Source organism: Pseudomonas sp. FG1 (assembly GCF_034313875.1).
Lineage (GTDB): Bacteria > Pseudomonadota > Gammaproteobacteria > Pseudomonadales > Pseudomonadaceae > Aquipseudomonas > Aquipseudomonas veronii.
In genome coordinates, this window is the sequence record NZ_JAVIWP010000001.1 from 4,086,845 (window position 1) to 4,103,603 (window position 16,759).

Consider the following 16,759-nt stretch of genomic DNA (forward strand, 5'->3'; position numbering starts at 1 on the left):
AACAATAAGCCGGCAGGGCGGTCGTGCCCGCCCTGTCGATGGAGTACCGCCCTATGCTTGCTCAAGCCACTGTCTCGCAGCCGCCCGCTATCCAGCCGTCGCTGCTGGAAGAACCGTACCTGCTGGAAATCCTCAACATCAGCAAAGGCTTTCCCGGTGTGGTGGCCCTGGCCGATGTACAACTGCGTGTGCGCCCGGGCTCGGTGCTGGCGCTGATGGGCGAGAACGGCGCGGGCAAGTCGACCCTGATGAAAATCATCGCCGGCATCTACCAGCCCGACGCTGGGGAAATCCGCCTGCGCGGCAAGCCGATCGTGTTTGAGACGCCGCTGGCCGCGCAAAAGGCCGGGATCGCGATGATCCACCAGGAACTCAACCTGATGCCGCACATGAGCATCGCCGAGAATATCTGGATCGGCCGCGAGCAGCTCAACAGCCTGCGCATGGTCAACCACCGCGAAATGCACCGCTGCACCGCCCAATTGCTCGCCCGCCTGCGCATCAACCTCGACCCCGAGGAGCAGGTGGGCAACCTGAGCATCGCCGAGCGGCAGATGGTCGAGATTGCCAAGGCGGTGTCCTACGATTCCGACATCCTGATCATGGATGAGCCGACGTCCGCCATCACCGAGAAGGAAGTCGCCCACCTGTTTTCGATCATTGCCGACCTCAAGGCCCAGGGCAAAGGCATCGTCTACATCACGCACAAGATGAATGAAGTGTTCGCCATCGCCGATGAAGTGGCGGTGTTTCGCGACGGCCAGTACATCGGCCTGCAGCGCGCCGACAGCATGAACAGCGACAGCCTGATCTCGATGATGGTCGGCCGTGAACTGAGCCAGTTGTTCCCGGTGCGCGAAACGCCCATCGGCGAGTTGCTGCTGTCGGTGCGCGACCTGGGCCTGGACGGCGTGTTCAACAACGTCTCGTTCGACCTGCATGCCGGCGAGATCCTCGGCATCGCCGGGCTGATGGGCTCGGGCCGCACCAACGTGGCGGAAGCCCTTTTTGGCATCAGCCCAAGCACTCGCGGGCAGATAACCCTCGATGGCAAGGCGCTGCGTATCACCGACCCGCACATGGCCATCGACAAAGGCTTTGCGCTGTTGACCGAGGATCGCAAGCTCAGCGGGCTGTTCCCGTGCCTGTCGGTCCTGGAAAACATGGAAATGGCCGTGTTGCCGCATTACTCGGGCAACGGGTTTATCCAGCAGAAAGCCCTGCGTGCGCTGTGCGAAGACATGTGCAAGAAGCTGCGGGTGAAAACCCCGTCCCTGGAGCAATGCATCGACACCTTGTCCGGCGGCAATCAGCAGAAAGCCCTGCTGGCGCGCTGGCTGATGACCAACCCGCGCCTGCTGATCCTCGACGAGCCGACCCGTGGCATCGATGTCGGCGCCAAGGCCGAGATCTACCGTTTGATTGCGTTCCTCGCCAGCGAGGGCATGGCGGTGATCATGATTTCCTCGGAGCTGCCTGAAGTGCTGGGTATGAGCGACCGGGTGATGGTGATGCATGAAGGCGAACTGATGGGCACCCTGGACCGTGCAGACGCGACCCAGGAAAAAGTCATGCAACTGGCCTCCGGTATGACCGCGGTCCACTGACGAACAGCCGCGCGGGCCTGCGGTTGGCCTGCGCCATAGAATAAAAAGGTGATTGGCTATGAACGCAATAACAGACAACAAGCCTGCCACGGCAGCGGTCAAGCACCGTCGGCGCTTGCCCACCGAGCTGAGCATCTTCCTGGTGCTGATCGGCATCGGCCTGGTGTTTGAGCTGTTTGGCTGGATTGTGCGAGACCAGAGCTTCCTGATGAACTCCCAGCGCCTGGTGTTGATGATCCTGCAAGTGTCGATCATCGGCCTGCTGGCCATCGGTGTGACCCAGGTGATCATCACCACCGGGATCGACTTGTCTTCCGGCTCGGTCTTGGCGTTATCGGCGATGATCGCTGCCAGTCTTGCGCAAACATCTGACTTTTCCCGTGCGGTGTTTCCGTCCCTGACCGACCTGCCGGTGTGGATTCCGGTGGTGGCGGGGCTCGGCGTGGGGCTGCTGGCGGGCGCGATCAACGGCAGCATTATTGCGGTGACCGGTATCCCGCCGTTTATCGCAACGCTGGGGATGATGGTGTCGGCCCGTGGCCTGGCGCGTTACTACACCGAAGGCCAGCCAGTGAGCATGCTCTCGGATTCCTACACGGCCATCGGGCATGGCGCGATGCCGGTGATCATCTTTCTGGTGGTGGCGGTGATCTTCCATATCGCCCTGCGCTACACCAAGTACGGTAAGTACACCTACGCCATCGGCGGCAATATGCAGGCGGCGCGCACCTCGGGGATCAACGTCAAGCGCCACCTGATCATCGTCTACAGCATCGCCGGGCTCCTGGCGGGCCTGGCCGGTGTGGTGGCCTCGGCGCGTGCCGCCACCGGCCAGGCCGGCATGGGCATGTCCTACGAACTGGATGCGATTGCCGCAGCGGTGATCGGCGGCACCAGCCTGGCCGGCGGAGTAGGGCGCATCACCGGCACCGTGATCGGCGCGCTGATCCTTGGGGTGATGGCCAGCGGGTTTACCTTTGTCGGGGTCGACGCGTATATCCAGGACATCATCAAGGGCCTGATTATCGTGGCGGCGGTGGTGATCGACCAATATCGCAACAAGCGCAAGCTAAAACGCTGACGCAGTGCAAAATGTGGGAGGGGCTTGCCCCCTCCCACATTCAGGCCTGTATTCGTCAGATCCAACCGTTTGTCTTCTATATAGCTCCACAACACTGAATTTCTTGCTATAAACGCACTCCGATGACCATTCGCCAAGCCCGTCCTGGTGCCTTTGGGGGTTATCTTGGAAAAAATGCCTGTCTTTTCAGTTGCTGCGCCCTCAAGTCGGCCTTAGACTGCCGCCCCTCGTAAATTGAGTGCCGGGTGGCGCTTGGAATGGATGGCGCCTTTCCGAGACCTGCAGAGGTTGACCGGAACGCTCCCTTATTCGCCTTAATGCACGTATTTTTTATAGAGAAATCAATGACAAAGGAAAAGTTGCTGGCCATGCCGGCGGATGACTACATGAATGCCGAACAGCACGCTTTTTTCGAGCAGTTGCTGCAAGACATGAAAGTGGAACACCACGAGCGCATTGAACAGAACCGCATCGCCATTGAGAGCCTGGACACCCCGGCCGACCCGGCGGATGCCGCCTCCGTGGAAGAAGAGCGCACCTGGTTGGTGAATGCCATTGATCGCGACCAGCGCATGCTGCCGCAACTGGAGCGCGCACTGGAGCGCATCAAGGAAGATTCCTTTGGTTGGTGCGATGACAGCGGCGAGCCTATCGGCCTCAAGCGCCTGCTGATCAGCCCGACCACCAAGTACTGCATCGAAGCGCAAGAGCGCCACGAGCAGATCGACAAGCACCAGCGTCAAGCCTGATGCGCTGAAGCTGGGGGGCGAGTACTGCGCTCCCCAGGGAAAATACCCGTTACGCCCGCTATATTGATCTGTTGCAAGCTCCCCCACTAAAGGCCCATGGATAATGGCCTGATAGTGGCGTTTAATGCAGAGACAATAATGACAAGCAGTGGGGTGACGAAGATGGCTGGAGACGGATCTCTGATGGGCGCAGCAGTGCCACCGCACGCGGTGGTGCGCGGGTTGCCCGGCTGGCTGACGCCGCTTTTGCAGAGCACCGCCGTGGTGCTGGTCCTGCTCGGCCTTGCGTTTGCCAGCCTGCCGATTTATCTCTGCCTGACACTGGCCTTGCTGGTGATCTGGCTGCCTCGCCTGAAAAAACGCACACCCAGCGCGGCGCCGTCCGAAGCGGTCGATGCGATTGGCGACCTGACCCGCGACCTGTCCTATACCACCAGCCATAACGCCTTGTCGGCGGCCGGCGTGGCCTATTCGGTCAAGCAACTGGCTGCGCGCCTGCAGTCGCAGTTGAGCGCTGCCCAGCAGATCGTCAACAGCGCCGAAGTGATGATCGGCACCGAACAAGTCACCTCCCAACTCAGTCACCAGGCGCTGGGCGCCGCCAGCCAGGCGCATCAGCGCAGCACCGAGGGCCGCGAAGTGCTGGCCCAGTCGATCACCCGCATGCACCAACTCAGCCAGCGCGCGAATGCCAGCCGCGAGATGATTGAAGCCCTGAGCCAGCGCAGCGAGGAAATCCAGCGGGTGACCCTGGTGATCCAGTCCATCGCCAGCCAGACCAACCTGCTGGCCTTGAACGCCGCCATCGAAGCCGCGCGTGCCGGCGAGCATGGGCGCGGGTTTGCCGTGGTGGCCGATGAAGTCCGCGGGCTGGCCGGCCGTACCGCCACCGCCACCGAGGAAGTCGGGGTGATGGTGGCCGATATCCAGCAACGCACCGGCCAGGTGGTGGAGCAGATTCGCCAACTGTCGGCGGACCTGCACACCGGCGTGGAGCAGGTGGAACACGCCGGTGAGCAACTGCAGAACATCGCCAGTCTGGCCGCGGATGTCGAAGGGCAGGTCAACGAAATCGCCCAAGGCACCGAGACCAATCGGGCGCAACTCGACAGCCTGTTCCATGCCGTGGAGCAAATGCGCAGCGACCTGACGGTGAGCGACGAGCAAACCCGTCAACTGGCCGATGCCGCCGTGCAAATGGAAGGGCAGGCCGAAACCATCAGCGAACGCCTGGCCGCCGTCGGGCTGGATGACTATCACCAGCGCGTCTACGACCTCGCCCGCGAAGGCGCGAGCCGCATCGCCGAACAGTTCGAGGCCGATGTGCTGCAAAACCGTGTCAGCCTGGAGGATCTGTTCGACCGCAACTACGCGGCGATCCCCAACACCCACCCCAGCAAGTACCACACGCGTTTTGACAGCTACACCGATCAGGTTTTGCCGGCGATTCAAGAGGCGCTGCTGCCACGACACGAAGGTTTGGTATTTGCCATCGCCTGTACGCAACAGGGGTATGTGCCGACACACAACAAAGCGTTTTCCCAACCCTTGACCGGCGATGTACAGGTGGATGCGTTACAGAATCGCACCAAGCGCAAGTTCGACGACCGTACCGGGATTCGCTGTGGCAGCCATCAGCAAGCGGTACTGTTGCAGACTTACACCCGCGATACCGGTGAGTTGATGCACGACTTGTCGGTGCCGATCATGGTCAAGGGCCAGCATTGGGGCGGGTTGCGCCTGGGCTATAAACCCGAAGGCACGAACGCCAGGCACTAGAGATTGTTGCTGTTTGCGCAATAGAGCTATCCAGGGGATAGCTTTTTCTGAGGGTAGGAAAAACGTAGCATGGTCGCCGTTGTTAGTTAGCTAACGATTGTTGCGGAGAAGCTCCATGCAAAACAAAGTCGATGTTGCTGTGATGATTGGCAGTGGCGTACCCGAAACCCTGCGTGCGTTGGGTCAGAAGGCTTGTTGGGTCGTGCTGCTCAACGGTGAGCAGCGTGGCACCGTCTTCGCCAGCCGTGATGAAGCGGAGGAGTGCAGGGCCGCCTGGCAAGCGCTGTTGCGCATGGAACAGTCAGACAGCCTGCATTGAGGGGCGTTATTGCGCTTGGTGCAGACGCTGGTTCAGTTCATCCACGGCCATCGCCCATTCAGCGTCTTCCCGAAGTTCTTCCTTGAGAAACTGAGCCTGCTGGGGCGTCCAGAAGGGCGCGTCGATCAGCTTGACGTCGTCGGCCAAAGGATGGGCAGCGATAAACGCGTCGATGTCCTTCGGGGTGGAATCCAGGCCCAGTTGATCAAACAGGGTTTCAAGGGTTGGTACTGGCGCATCCATATCGTTCTCCATGCCGGTTTTTGGGGGGGTATGCATCGGAGGCTTGTCGCGCAGTAGAGTTCTATCGGATTCTCAGGAGGTCAACGCCCCTGAGTCCACCGCTGTCTTGAGGGCCCTGGCGGCTTCTTTTGCCGCGACGGCGGCGGCGTCCGCGGTCTTGAACCAACGATCTTTTTCCACTTGGTGCATTGTGATCGTGGTCAAGGGAGGCTTGGCACGCATTACGATAACTGCTTGGAATTCTCCGTCTACTTCCTTGGCTTCGCCATGGATAAAAAATTCGCCAATATCAAATTCCGTCACGTATAACCTTCCCTTCAAGGTAACTGCACTGATGAAACCTGACCCGCACGGGGCAAACTTCAATGGACGGGCCAGTATGGCAGTTGTTGAGGGGCGACGGCGCGGTAAAGTCATCCAGGTGACGAAACGATCCCGCCGTGCGGGGCGTGCAGGGCGGCCTCGAGGGTTTTTGCCAGTTCGCAGGCGCGGATATGATTGCTGCGAAAGCCTTTGATCCTGCCGCTGGTGACTTCCAGAATATGAAAGAAGTTGCGCCCGGCCGGTACAACTTGATAAAGCACGGAGTTTGAGTACCCATCATGGCTGTGCAAGCAGTAGTATTGGCGCTCGTCTTGATAGGATGAGTGAGTGCTGGAAGACGTAGCGTTGTGTTGACGTCGTTGCATGGTCAGCTCCTGTCGATCGATCTGGTTGGCCCGCCAGCAGCGGAACGGGTGGTTTTGACCCGTGTTGCTGTTTTAATATTGTCGTCGGAGATCGGTACTCGGTTCCATTCCAGGTGTTTTGTTTTGTGCAGGTTGTCGGAAACTGCGCTTTTTAATTGGGTTATTCTCTGAAGCTGGTCGACCCGTCTTCTCGGGCTGTTAAACCTGTGATTTGCTGTGAAGATCGATGGCCTGCATAAGGCTCGTCGTGTATGCCTGTATTAGTCTTACGGCACCGCAGGGGCGTTTTTTCAGGGTTTTTAATCAATGCGTTGTGTCAGCGTGCCGGTATGGCCGCTTTTTTGTGCTGCCCGTTACGGCGGACAGTGCTTTTTTTGATCTGGGGGCGTTTCCTTGGCAGTCAGTAATCTGGATATGCACGCGTTATTCGTGCTGGGTGATTTGCGCGCAAAGTTGGTCAAGCAGTTTCAATCCCGTTTTGTTTACATCACTGAACAGACACCGGAAGGCATCTATATCGCCGAGATCGATACTGAATCGGCATTGGTCGTGGATGACAAACAACGCCTTGAACTCAAGGTCGGTGATCATTTTCGTGCCGCGGTATTGCCCAGTCGCGAAGGTGGCAAGTTTGAATTGAAGTTCCGCGATATCAAGTTGACGGTGTATGGCTTGGGCGACTATGCCTTTGTTTCCTCGGCCGAAGGCCAGGGCATTGTGTTCAAGGAAGGTCACAGCGTGATGCTGGTGTTTGCCGCCAACGAACAATTGCAGGAAGGCTTGACCAAAACCCTCAAGGCCGTGACCGGCAAGGCCGCCAAGTGGCGCAAGGGTGAACTGGTGACCTTCAAGGCCAGCGAATAACCCGCTCGTACAGCAAACAGCCTTTATCTCCCGGAACCTCTACTACAGTTGAGTTGACTTAACTATTCAGAGGCTTCGCGCAGTGGCGGCCAAGCCGTCTGTTATTGCAGCGAACACGTGAGGTGCAAAGGCATGAAAGGATTGAGATCCCTGTTGGCGGCGTCCCTGGCGAGCCTGAGTCTGTCGGTGGCTTCGTTGCCGGTTTCGGCTGCACAGGCGCCTGTGCATTTCGCCGACCTGAACTGGGAAAGCGGCAGTCTGATCACCGAAGTGCTGCGCTATATCGTCGAGAAGGGCTATGACCTGCCCACCGACACCTTGCCCGGCACCACCATCACCCTGGAAACCGCCCTGGCGAAGAATGACATCCAGGTGATCGGCGAAGAATGGGCAGGCCGCAGTCCGGTGTGGGTCAAGGCCGAGGCCGAAGGCAAGGTGGCCGGGGTGGGCGATACGGTCAAGGGCGCCACCGAAGGCTGGTGGGTGCCGGAGTACGTGGTTAAGGGCGACCCTGCCAAAGGCCTTAAGCCCCTGGCGCCAGACCTCAAAAGTGTCGCGGACCTGGCGCGTTACAAGGACGTGTTCAAGGACCCCGAATCCCCAGGCAAAGGGCGCTTTCTCAACAGCCCCATTGGCTGGACCTCGGAAGTGGTCAACAAGCAGAAACTCAAGGCCTACGGCCTGGACGACAGCTATGTGAACTTCCGCAGTGGCTCGGGGGCGGCGTTGGATGCCGAGATAACTTCCTCGATTCGTCGCGGTAAGCCAGTGCTGTTCTATTACTGGTCGCCGACGCCCTTGATGGGGCGCTACAAATTGATCCAGCTGGAAGAGCCGGCGTTCGATGCCGAGGCGTGGAAGACGCTGACGGATGCGGACAATCCCGATCCGAAGCCGACACGGTCTTTGGCGTCCAAGTTGAGTATCGGCGTGTCCACGCCGTTCCAGAAAGAACATCCGCAGATTGTCGGGTTCTTCGAGAAAGTCGAGTTCCCGATCGAGCCGCTGAACAAAGCCTTGGCGACCATGAGCGAGAATCACACCGCGCCACGGGACGTCGCGCTGGCGTTTCTCAAGGCGCATCCTGATGTGTGGAAGGCCTGGTTGACGGAGGATGTGGCGCAGAAGGTTGAAGCCAGCCTGAAATAGCGTCCCATCCTGCGGCAGAACGCGGGGCAAGAATGTGGAAGCGGGCTTGTCAGCGTGTGCCCGCTTTCACATTGGCTAGCATTCCAGGCTCAGAAGCGGGTTTGCACCGCCACTTCAAACGTGCGCGGCGACCCCAGGTAATACGCCGGCGACACATGGGCAAACTCGGCATACACCTCGTTGGTCAGGTTGCGCACGCGGCCGGTCACCGAGGTGTGGGCGTCCACCTTGTAGCGCAGGAATGTGCCGAACAGGGTGTAGGCCGGCACTTTCTGGGTGTTGGCGTTATCCGCATACACCTGGGCCACATACCGCGCATCCACGCCGCCTTGCCAATCCTCGGAAAAATCATAGGTCAGCCACAGGTTGCCGACGCGCTTGGGCACATTGGTCGGCGTATTGCCCTTGCGCGAGACCACCGCGCCGCTGGCGATTTTTTCGTTGAACTCGTCGTACTCGGCGTCCACCCAGGCGAAGTTGCCTTCGGCGAGTAGTCGCGGCGTGATGCGCAACGAACTGGCCAACTCAATGCCCTTGGACGACTGTGCGCCTACCGGGATGCTGTTGGTGGGGTCCAGCGGGTCGGTGACGGCAAAGTCCTTGCGCTCGATTTTGTAAGCCGCGACGGTGGCCGAACCGCGACCGTCCAGGTAATCGAATTTACTGCCCACCTCCCACTGTTTGCCGGTCGATACGTCGAATACCTGGGTGGTGGTACTCGGCTGTTCGGCGGCCGTGCTGTATTGCACGTACACATTGGCCGTCGGGATGAACTGGTAGGTCAGGCCCGCGCGCCCGGTCACCGGCTCCCAACTGCGCGTGAAGTGCCGTGGACTGCTGGCGGTTATCGCGCCATGGTTGGTGACATCCAGGTCGATGGCGTCGTAGCGCAGGCCCGTCAGCAATGTCAGTTTATCGGTCAGGCCCAGGCGATTTTCCACGAACAGCGCTTTGGTGGTGACCTCGTTGGTCTTGTCGCTGATAAAGCCCGGTCGGGTGCCTGGGATGTCGTAAAAGTACCCCGGGTCGTAATGGTCAGGATCGACCGTGCTGTTGCCTGCGGCTCTCAGCGGGCTATTGGTCGTGCTGTTGACCTTGTATTCGAAGCCGCCGGACCAGGTGGTGGCGAGACCGAAGACGCGGTCGTCGTGGCGCAGCTCGAACTGGTTGCCATTCTGCTCACCCTGATGACGCACCTGGTACGCGGTCGAGCGGTTCACCGCGCTGTTGTCGGCGTTGTATTGGTAGGTCTCCAGGTTGCGGTAATCGCGCTGGCTCTCCAGGTGATACAGGGTGTTTTTCAGCGTGGTGCTGTCGTTGATCCGGTAGTCGATGATCGAACGCGCCCAGAGCGTGCGCTGTTCGTAACGGCCGTCGGCGACGTTGTAATTGTTGAAACGGTTGTGTTTATCGATCTTCAGCTCGCCGGCCTTGGGGTTCAGCACCGGCGTGCCCCAGTACGGGCTGTCTTCATGTTCGTCCTGGTATTCCAGGGCCAGGGTATGGGACAGGTTGGGGGTAAGGTCGCTGAGCAGGGAAAACGCTACGCTCCAGGCGTCGCGCTGGTCGCGGTCGATGTAGCTGTGGTTGGTGTTGCGGCTGACGTCCAGGCGTGCGTAATGCTGCACGTCGGCGCTGGGGTCGGTCAGCGCGTGGTTCAGGCCGAATGCCATGCCGGCGGTGTCGTAGCTGCCGTAGGTCAGTTGGCCTTCGGCGGCCTGTTCTTCGCGGGTGGCCAGCTTGGTCACGTAGTTCAGCGAACCGCCCACGGAGCCGGCGCCGTTGATCAAGGACGAGGGGCCGCCGACCAGTTCCACCCGATCATAGATCCACGCATCCACCGGCCGGGCCAGGCCGGTGGCGACGTTGATGCCGTTGAACATCTGGGTGATCTGGCTGCTGGTAAACCCACGATACGAGACAAAACCTCCAAACCCCGGCGGTGCGCTGGCGTTGACACCGGGCAAGGTATTGGCTGCATCCCGGAACGTCTTGGCGCCATGGCGCTCGATGTCATTGCGGTTGGCGATCGCCACCGAGGCGGGCGTTTCGCGCACGCTCAACCCCAGCCGCGACGCCACGCCGCTGGACTGGTCCAGGGCCAGGCCGGGTTCGTGGGAGGGTTCGCCATCGATGGTGGTCGGGGCCAGTTCGAGCGCCCAGGCACAGACTGGCAGGCAGCCGAACAGGCCTGCCAACAGAGGTAAATGTTTCATGCTTGAATCCTGAAAAACCTGCTTGAAAACAACGCACAGTCGCCCGTACTTCCTTACGGAAACGGTGTCAGTGCAGATCAGAAAGCGCGAGGATCAGGCGAGGGCGGGCGGCGCCCGTGGGTGGGCCGTGGGCCAGGTGAAGCGGGCAGGAATGTCAGCCGCCAGTACGATAGCCGGCGGCGGTGCGTGGGGTTGCGGCAACACCGCGACGTTGAGGCTGGAGTTCAGCGCCGGGCCCATGCCGCCGGTCGAGCACAGCGGGCAACCAAACGCCTTGGACAGCGTCGGCAGGCTTTCCTCGACGGGGGTGGACGGCTTGGGCGCCTGGGTGCGCGGGTCGACGGTACAGAACTGCCCGCCGATGCCGTTGAGCTGCATGCCCGCCATCTGCCCATGACCGATGCTGCACGCGAACACATTGAACAGGACGCTGCAGTAGAGCATCCAGGCAATGAGCGAGCGGTCGGCACGGGTGATTTTCATGGGGTGGCACTTTACCATCGGCCGCCGACGAAATGCCTGCAAAAAATCTCAGGGGGACTATCCTACTTCGCACAAATTCCGGGAGAGGCCGCCATGAGCTTTATCGTCGCACGATGGATCGTCGGTATTTTCACCTTTGTCAGCATGGTGCATTTGTACTGGGCCGCCGGTGGCAAGCTCGGCAGCCTCGCCGCCATTCCTCAACTTCCCGGCGAATTCGCCAGCGGCCCCCGCCTGGCGTTCAAGCCTTCGGCATTGGGCACCTTGCTGGTGGCGATGGGCCTGGTGGCAATTGCCTTGCTTGTTTGCCTGCGGGCCGGGCTGTATTTTTCGCCGGTGTCCCATGGCGCATTGCAATGGGGCATCAGCGCGATTGCCGTGATCATGTTTGCCAGGGCAATCGGCGATTCGGAGCTGGTGGGTTTTTTCAAAAAGGTCGGTGGTTCGCGGTTTGCACGGTGGGATACGTATTTTTATTCGCCGTTGTGCCTGTTGTTGGGCGCCGGGTTGTTGGTGGTGGCGTGGAGTTGATCGTCTGATCGCGCCGCGAGCTTTCATCCGCCTGCAGACCCGCCCCGTGGATTTGGGCGCTTACCGATAGGCGTTGATCCTGCCCACCCGCCAGGCAGCGACCGTTATCCGGATCGTAGTAGCGGTGGCGATGGTAGTGCAGCCCGCTTTCCCGGTCGAAGTATTGACCTTGGGAGCGCAGCGGGTTTTCGACTTTTTCGACGTCCAATCGCGTAGTCCGGCCATCGGCGCGGTAGTGCGCGGACCACACGATTTCGCCGTCGGGCGTGGTGAGTTCCTGCGCGGTGCCAAGGTGATCCAGTTGGTAGTGGAAAGGCGTGGTGTGCTGTGGGCCGAAGCCTTCCAGCAGGGCCAGTGGGCGGACACTGTCGGGTTCGTAGACGTAGCTGCGATGCCGTTGCGCGTGGTGCTCGGCGATCAGTCTGTCGCCTTGCCAGAAAAACTCGGTGGTCGTGCCGGCGACGGTTTTGCTGATGCGGCGACCAAACGGGTCGTAGCGGTAGTGGACGGTTTGGCCGTTGGGGCGGGTGAGGCCGATCAGACGCTGCTGGCAGTCGTAGCGGTATTCGGTAACGACAGAGTGGGCCTGGCCACGCCGTTCGCGGATGAGATTGCCAAAGGCGTCATAGTCGTAGTGGCGGCCATCCTGGAGCGTCAGACGGTTACCCGCTGGCGTGTAGGCGAAACGTTCCTGTGCGGCCTGGGAATGATCAGCGCGGACCAGGCGGTTTAGCGTGTCGTAGTGGTAGCGGTGCTCGCCTTTGCGGGTGTCGAGCAAGTACCTGAGGTTACCGGCTTTGTCGTAGCTGTACTGGCGGCGGTAGCGAGTGCCTTCGATATCGCAGATGCCATGGTTGAACAGGCGTGCATGCTCATCGTATTGGTAACTGCTGAGCAGTTTGCCTTGGGCGCGTTGGTGTTCTCGGCCGGCGTCGAACAGGTGAGACGTCAACAGCGCGCCATTGAGTTCAACGGTCGCAAGGTGGCCGCCCTTGTCATGGTTGAACCCTAGCTGGTTGTTGTCCGGCAGGCGCAGGTATTTGAGTCGGCCGCAGGCGTCGTAGCCATAACGGAGTGTGCCCCAGCCCTGGTGTTCGGCGATCAGGCGGTTTTGCGGGTCGTATTCGTAGGTAAGCGGGCGGTAGCCGTCGTCGACGCTGAGGAGGTTGCCCTGGCGGTCGTAGGTATATTCAATAATGCCGCCATCGGGCAGGGTTTTCCTGACCAACCGGCCGGCGTGGTCTCGCCGGTAGCGGGTGACGAGCTGACAGCCGTCGGTGCCGTGTGCGGTTTTTTCCAGCAGCTTACCGTTGAGGTCGTAGGCATAGGCGGTGCGTCGGCCGTCGAAGTCGATTTCCTGCTGGAGCAGGCCGTTGGGGTGATAGTCGAAGCGGTAGATTTCGCCGACTTCGTTTTCGATTTCGGCGAGCAACAATCGCACGTGGTCGTAGCGGTAGTTGACCTGGCTACCGTCCGCATTGATGCGGCGGCTGATCAGGGGCAGACCGTCGGTGTATTCGTAGCGAGTGACGTGCCCCAGTTCATCGCGTTCGGCGGTGATTCTTCCGTAGGGGTTGTAGCTGTATTCCCGCGTGCCACCGCCGGGCATGACCACACGAACCAATCGTCCGACACCGTCCCACTGGTACTGGGTCGCCACCCCATGCTTGTCCTCTTGCGCCACCCTCCGACCGAGATCGTCATAGCGATAGCGCTTCACACTGCCGTTTGGCCAGTGTTCTTCAAGCAACTGCCCACGCTCATTCCACCACCGCCGCAGGCAGCTATGGTCGGGAAACCAAACCCCGATCAGTTGGCCATACTGGTTGTAGCTATAGTCGGTAACGTTGCCATCGGGGTCGGTCTGACGAATGACATTGCCTTGGTCGTTATGCGCGTAGTTCCAAACTGCCTGGCCACGACGTACAACTCTTAAGAATCCATTGTCATACTCGTAGGACGTTGGCTCATCTTCCCCCGGAAAAAACGCGACCAAGCATCCAGCGTCGTCGTACTGATACGCCGTTACCGCGCCGAGGGGGTCTTGCTCGACTGTCAGATGACCTTTGTCGTCATAGGATCTGAAATGCTTGGCGCCATCCGGACCCACCCGCTGCACCCGCCGTGCCCGAACATAGGTTTCCTGGCTCCCATCGGCGTTGTGAAGGGTCACGCTGCCGTCGTCCCCCCAGGCATACCGCGTGTCGATCTGCAAGAAACTCGCCCAATGCCGGACACATCGCGCCGCCTTGCCAGCCCGTTCCCAAGCCCAAAAGAAGCGCGCGCCGCCGGCTAACTGGCGTTCAAGGATCAAGTGTTGCTTGTCGTACCGATAGGTCTCGCTTTCCCCTACGGCATTGGTCGCCGAAACCAGTCTTCCAATGTCGTCATAGGTGTAGGAAACCACGGTCTGTTCGGTCATCCAATCCCCGGCCGCACCGCCCTCGGGCCGCTGAACCTGGTAATCGAGCGCCACCAAGTGGCCGCGCTCATAACGGAAAAATAGCGAGCGACCGACACTGTTGTCCAGGCGTTCAATGTGCCCCAACACATCGCGGACAATTCGCAGCCGGTTGCCGTAGGCATCGCTGATCGCGGTCAGCACACCGTGGCAGAAGTGGTAGAAGCGCGATGCCTGGCACAGCACCAGCTCATCCGACCGCGCCCCCAGGTAGATCGCGGCGTCGGCCTGGCGATTGCCGGTTGTCGGTCGCGTCTCGGTCGGCAAGGGCAGGGCGGTCGATCGGTGCTCATGGTCGATCCACACCGCCGAGGCGTCCGTCAGCGTCAGGCGATGCGCCAGCGAGTGGCTCCAGCCAACCCCCAATCCGCAGTCCACATCCACCGCACGGGGGTGATAGCACCGCGTCCATTCGAACGGCAGGAGCCCGTCCAGTGCGGCATCGGTCAGCCTCAGCGAATCCAGTGCGCCATACCCGGCGTTGACCTGCTGGGGATACTCGGCCCGGCGTTGATGCACGCCATCCAGCTCAGGTGTGATAAAGGCAATGTGGGAAGCGTTAGTCATCCGTGACGTCTCGGCAAAGGGTAAGACGTCGGAGTCTGCCGCTGAAAAAAGACGCTGGACGAACGGCTGGAAAAATCAGAAGGGGCTGACACGCCCAGGGAAAATCCCGCGAAAAAGCAATTGAAAGGGCTACCCAAAAAGTCGATCCGACCGATTGCGAGGCCGCCCGTCATTGTTCACGCAAATAAAACCACTCGTCTTGCTGCCCGGTTTCCAGATATCGGCCGGCGAGTTGAGCGCGCATTGTGGCGATCCTTCAATCCGTGCGATAAGGCAATTTAGTGGCCCCTTTGTAACAAAATTCTCGCCAGAATCGCTTTTATTTTCAGCTGGTTAGGTGAGGAAGCAAATGCGCAATGTAGGAATCATGCTGATCGCCTGTTCCCTGGCCGGCGGCGCGGCTGCCGTACAGGCACGGGAGTTGCGCGAGGGTGACAAGTACATGTGCAGTTGGGGCGCGGGTACGGCCGCCAGGGCACAGGAACTCAAGCTGTCGGGCGTTTCACTGTATGCCGCGCGGCAGAAGATCCAGACCATCAAGTTCAACAAGTCATGGATGCGGATGATGGCCATGGGCATCACCGAGCAGACCTATGACAGCCGTTCACGGCTCAAGCCCGAGGCGATTCGCCAGAGTTTCTATCAGGATTGTGTGCGCTACAAAGTGGCGCGCAAATAAGGCGCTTCTTGCTGGTTGAGCAGCGCGGTTTACAAATCCACGACAATCTCAGTGTTTCTATTTGCATACAATTGCCCCCGTCATTGAGGAGACTGGTATGCAAACGCTTTTTCCCGGGGCGACGTCGGATGATGTCGCCGCGCTGTTCCTGATCGCCGACGTTCGCTGCCAGAAGAGCAGGGCGCACTAAAATGATGACCCCTCCGGAGCCCCGGTCGCCCGACAGCTTGCGCTACTTCGCAGTCGCGGTGTTGTGTGTTGCGGTGTTGCTGGGGATCTATTTCGTACAACTCAATGCCAAAGTCGACCGCCAGCGTGAACAGACCGTCGAGTACCTAGCTCTCTGCAGGCAAGTGGAGCGCGTGGCCAGTGCCGCCTCGGCAAACAGGATTGAACTTAGCGATACGTGCAAACAGTTGAGCGGACAGTCATCGAAAAGTCTGACGCCGAAATCGATTGATAACCCTTCTTTATAAAGGGAAATAGTACTTAAAAGTCGCGATGGTATTTGCACCAAAAAGTGGCACTTATATACCTCCCTACCTTGATAAATGTGTGGTTATTGAAGGACTTACGATTGTTTTATTCCGACGAAAGGATTAAAACCATCTTGTTACGGAATTAGGCAATCGGTACTATAGCCGGGCGTTCACCTCCCACGGTTTATGCATTTTTTAAATCCCAAGTTTCCATCAGCTACTTGGGATTTTTTTTGCCTGGGATTTGTTGTCGGCATCAACAAGCTCCGCGCGCATCCGACCATTGTGCTTGGCTTGGTACAGCAACATCGTCGATGTTCTCGACAAACTCGAGCATCACACTGTTCCATCCAACTCGTTGGACGAGATTACCGATTTCGGTGGCGAGCAAGTCGATAACCTGCCTGAGCACATTCGAGTGAAGCGCCCCGACGCAGAATCTGCACAGGCCGCCGGACAGAGCGCGGAACTACAGGCGTCGCAGAAAGGATTTGACGATGTGCCGGGTGGTATCGGTAGTGTCCAGCTCGTCCATCGCACCGTAGGCGTGCCAGCGGCAATCGATGATTTCGTTGCACGGCCGTGCTTGCGCGATGTTCACCACCGACGCCTCGAACACATGGTGCAGCGTGTCGCGCGCCTTCAATTCCTGCAGGTACAGCAGTCCGTCGACGTTCAACCCGGTTTCTTCTTCCAGCTCCCGTTCGGCGGCGCCGACCGGGCGCTCATCGCGTTCGACCTTGCCGCCCGGCAACGCCCATTTCGATCTGGCTTTGCGCACGAAGAGGATATGCCCCTCGTGTTCGCAAATCACCGTTGCGCGTATTTTCATCGTCTGTGCCCCGCAGCGAGATGTCTGTCAT

At 59.6% G+C, this 16,759-nt stretch carries 16 protein-coding genes and 1 pseudogene; 10 read left to right on the plus strand and 7 right to left on the minus strand.

The window, feature by feature from the left end; genetic code table 11:
- Positions 1-53: 53 nt before the first annotated feature.
- The 5 genes from RGV59_RS18815 to RGV59_RS18835 all read left to right on the plus strand — a co-directional run bounded on the left by RGV59_RS18815 (position 54) and on the right by RGV59_RS18835 (position 5,535).
- Positions 54-1,607, plus strand: coding sequence for a sugar ABC transporter ATP-binding protein (locus tag RGV59_RS18815; protein WP_126585546.1), 1,554 nt, complete (start codon positions 54-56; stop codon positions 1,605-1,607).
- Between the two features lie 58 nt (positions 1,608-1,665).
- A complete protein-coding gene (locus RGV59_RS18820; RefSeq protein ID WP_017846553.1) occupies positions 1,666-2,688 on the plus strand; it encodes an ABC transporter permease in 1,023 nt (340 codons plus the stop codon).
- A gap of 344 nt (positions 2,689-3,032) precedes the next feature.
- On the plus strand, positions 3,033-3,437 hold the full coding sequence (locus RGV59_RS18825) for a TraR/DksA family transcriptional regulator (RefSeq protein WP_010564800.1): 405 nt from the start codon (positions 3,033-3,035) through the stop codon (positions 3,435-3,437).
- Positions 3,438-3,983: 546 nt separating this feature from the next.
- Positions 3,984-5,216 carry a methyl-accepting chemotaxis protein gene (locus tag RGV59_RS18830; RefSeq protein WP_371918419.1) on the plus strand — a complete coding sequence of 411 codons (1,233 nt, stop codon included), beginning with the start codon at positions 3,984-3,986 and terminating at the stop codon, positions 5,214-5,216.
- 115 nt (positions 5,217-5,331) lie between these two features.
- The gene (locus RGV59_RS18835; protein WP_017846551.1) at positions 5,332-5,535 is read left to right on the plus strand and encodes a hypothetical protein; all 204 of its coding nucleotides are present in this window, start codon (positions 5,332-5,334) and stop codon (positions 5,533-5,535) included.
- A 6-nt stretch (positions 5,536-5,541) separates the two neighbouring features.
- Here RGV59_RS18835 and RGV59_RS18840 read toward each other — a convergent pair whose 3' ends face one another.
- The 3 genes from RGV59_RS18840 to RGV59_RS18850 form a co-directional block, all read right to left on the minus strand.
- A complete protein-coding gene (locus RGV59_RS18840; protein WP_017846550.1) occupies positions 5,542-5,778 on the minus strand; it encodes a DUF2789 domain-containing protein in 237 nt (78 codons plus the stop codon).
- Positions 5,779-5,850: 72 nt separating this feature from the next.
- Positions 5,851-6,081: a hypothetical protein gene (locus tag RGV59_RS18845; RefSeq protein WP_017846549.1), complete on the minus strand. Its 231-nt coding sequence runs from the start codon at positions 6,079-6,081 to the stop codon at positions 5,851-5,853.
- A gap of 110 nt (positions 6,082-6,191) precedes the next feature.
- On the minus strand, positions 6,192-6,467 hold the full coding sequence (locus RGV59_RS18850; RefSeq protein WP_081610137.1) for a hypothetical protein: 276 nt from the start codon (positions 6,465-6,467) through the stop codon (positions 6,192-6,194).
- Between the two features lie 414 nt (positions 6,468-6,881).
- Between RGV59_RS18850 and RGV59_RS18855 the strand changes: the two genes are divergently transcribed.
- Positions 6,882-7,331 (plus strand): hypothetical protein, encoded by a 450-nt coding sequence (locus RGV59_RS18855; RefSeq protein WP_017846547.1) that lies wholly within the window; start codon positions 6,882-6,884, stop codon positions 7,329-7,331.
- A 132-nt stretch (positions 7,332-7,463) separates the two neighbouring features.
- The gene (locus RGV59_RS18860; RefSeq protein ID WP_046383697.1) at positions 7,464-8,480 is read left to right on the plus strand and encodes an ABC transporter substrate-binding protein; all 1,017 of its coding nucleotides are present in this window, start codon (positions 7,464-7,466) and stop codon (positions 8,478-8,480) included.
- 89 nt (positions 8,481-8,569) lie between these two features.
- Here RGV59_RS18860 and RGV59_RS18865 read toward each other — a convergent pair whose 3' ends face one another.
- Together RGV59_RS18865 and RGV59_RS18870 are read right to left on the minus strand one after the other, a co-directional pair.
- Positions 8,570-10,696: a TonB-dependent receptor gene (locus tag RGV59_RS18865; protein WP_102617593.1), complete on the minus strand. Its 2,127-nt coding sequence runs from the start codon at positions 10,694-10,696 to the stop codon at positions 8,570-8,572.
- 93 nt (positions 10,697-10,789) lie between these two features.
- Positions 10,790-11,179 carry a DUF2946 domain-containing protein gene (locus RGV59_RS18870; RefSeq protein WP_046484472.1) on the minus strand — a complete coding sequence of 130 codons (390 nt, stop codon included), beginning with the start codon at positions 11,177-11,179 and terminating at the stop codon, positions 10,790-10,792.
- 93 nt (positions 11,180-11,272) lie between these two features.
- On the opposite strand from RGV59_RS18870, the gene RGV59_RS18875 reads away from it, so the two are divergent.
- Positions 11,273-11,710, plus strand: coding sequence for a DUF3995 domain-containing protein (locus tag RGV59_RS18875; RefSeq protein WP_046383694.1), 438 nt, complete (start codon positions 11,273-11,275; stop codon positions 11,708-11,710).
- Positions 11,711-11,801: 91 nt separating this feature from the next.
- Here the strand turns inward: RGV59_RS18875 and RGV59_RS18880 are convergent.
- Positions 11,802-14,627 (minus strand): annotated as a pseudogene (locus RGV59_RS18880) (DUF6531 domain-containing protein); the annotation flags it as partial.
- 460 nt (positions 14,628-15,087) lie between these two features.
- Between RGV59_RS18880 and RGV59_RS18885 the strand changes: the two are divergent.
- Together RGV59_RS18885 and RGV59_RS18890 are read left to right on the plus strand one after the other, a co-directional pair.
- Positions 15,088-15,417 (plus strand): hypothetical protein, encoded by a 330-nt coding sequence (locus tag RGV59_RS18885; protein ID WP_026139966.1) that lies wholly within the window; start codon positions 15,088-15,090, stop codon positions 15,415-15,417.
- A gap of 191 nt (positions 15,418-15,608) precedes the next feature.
- Complete coding sequence (locus tag RGV59_RS18890) at positions 15,609-15,893, plus strand: hypothetical protein (protein ID WP_102617591.1); 285 nt, start codon at positions 15,609-15,611, stop codon at positions 15,891-15,893.
- Positions 15,894-16,365: 472 nt separating this feature from the next.
- Here RGV59_RS18890 and RGV59_RS18895 read toward each other — a convergent pair whose 3' ends face one another.
- Complete coding sequence (locus RGV59_RS18895; RefSeq protein ID WP_017846540.1) at positions 16,366-16,728, minus strand: NUDIX hydrolase; 363 nt, start codon at positions 16,726-16,728, stop codon at positions 16,366-16,368.
- Between the last annotated feature and the right edge of the window lie 31 nt (positions 16,729-16,759).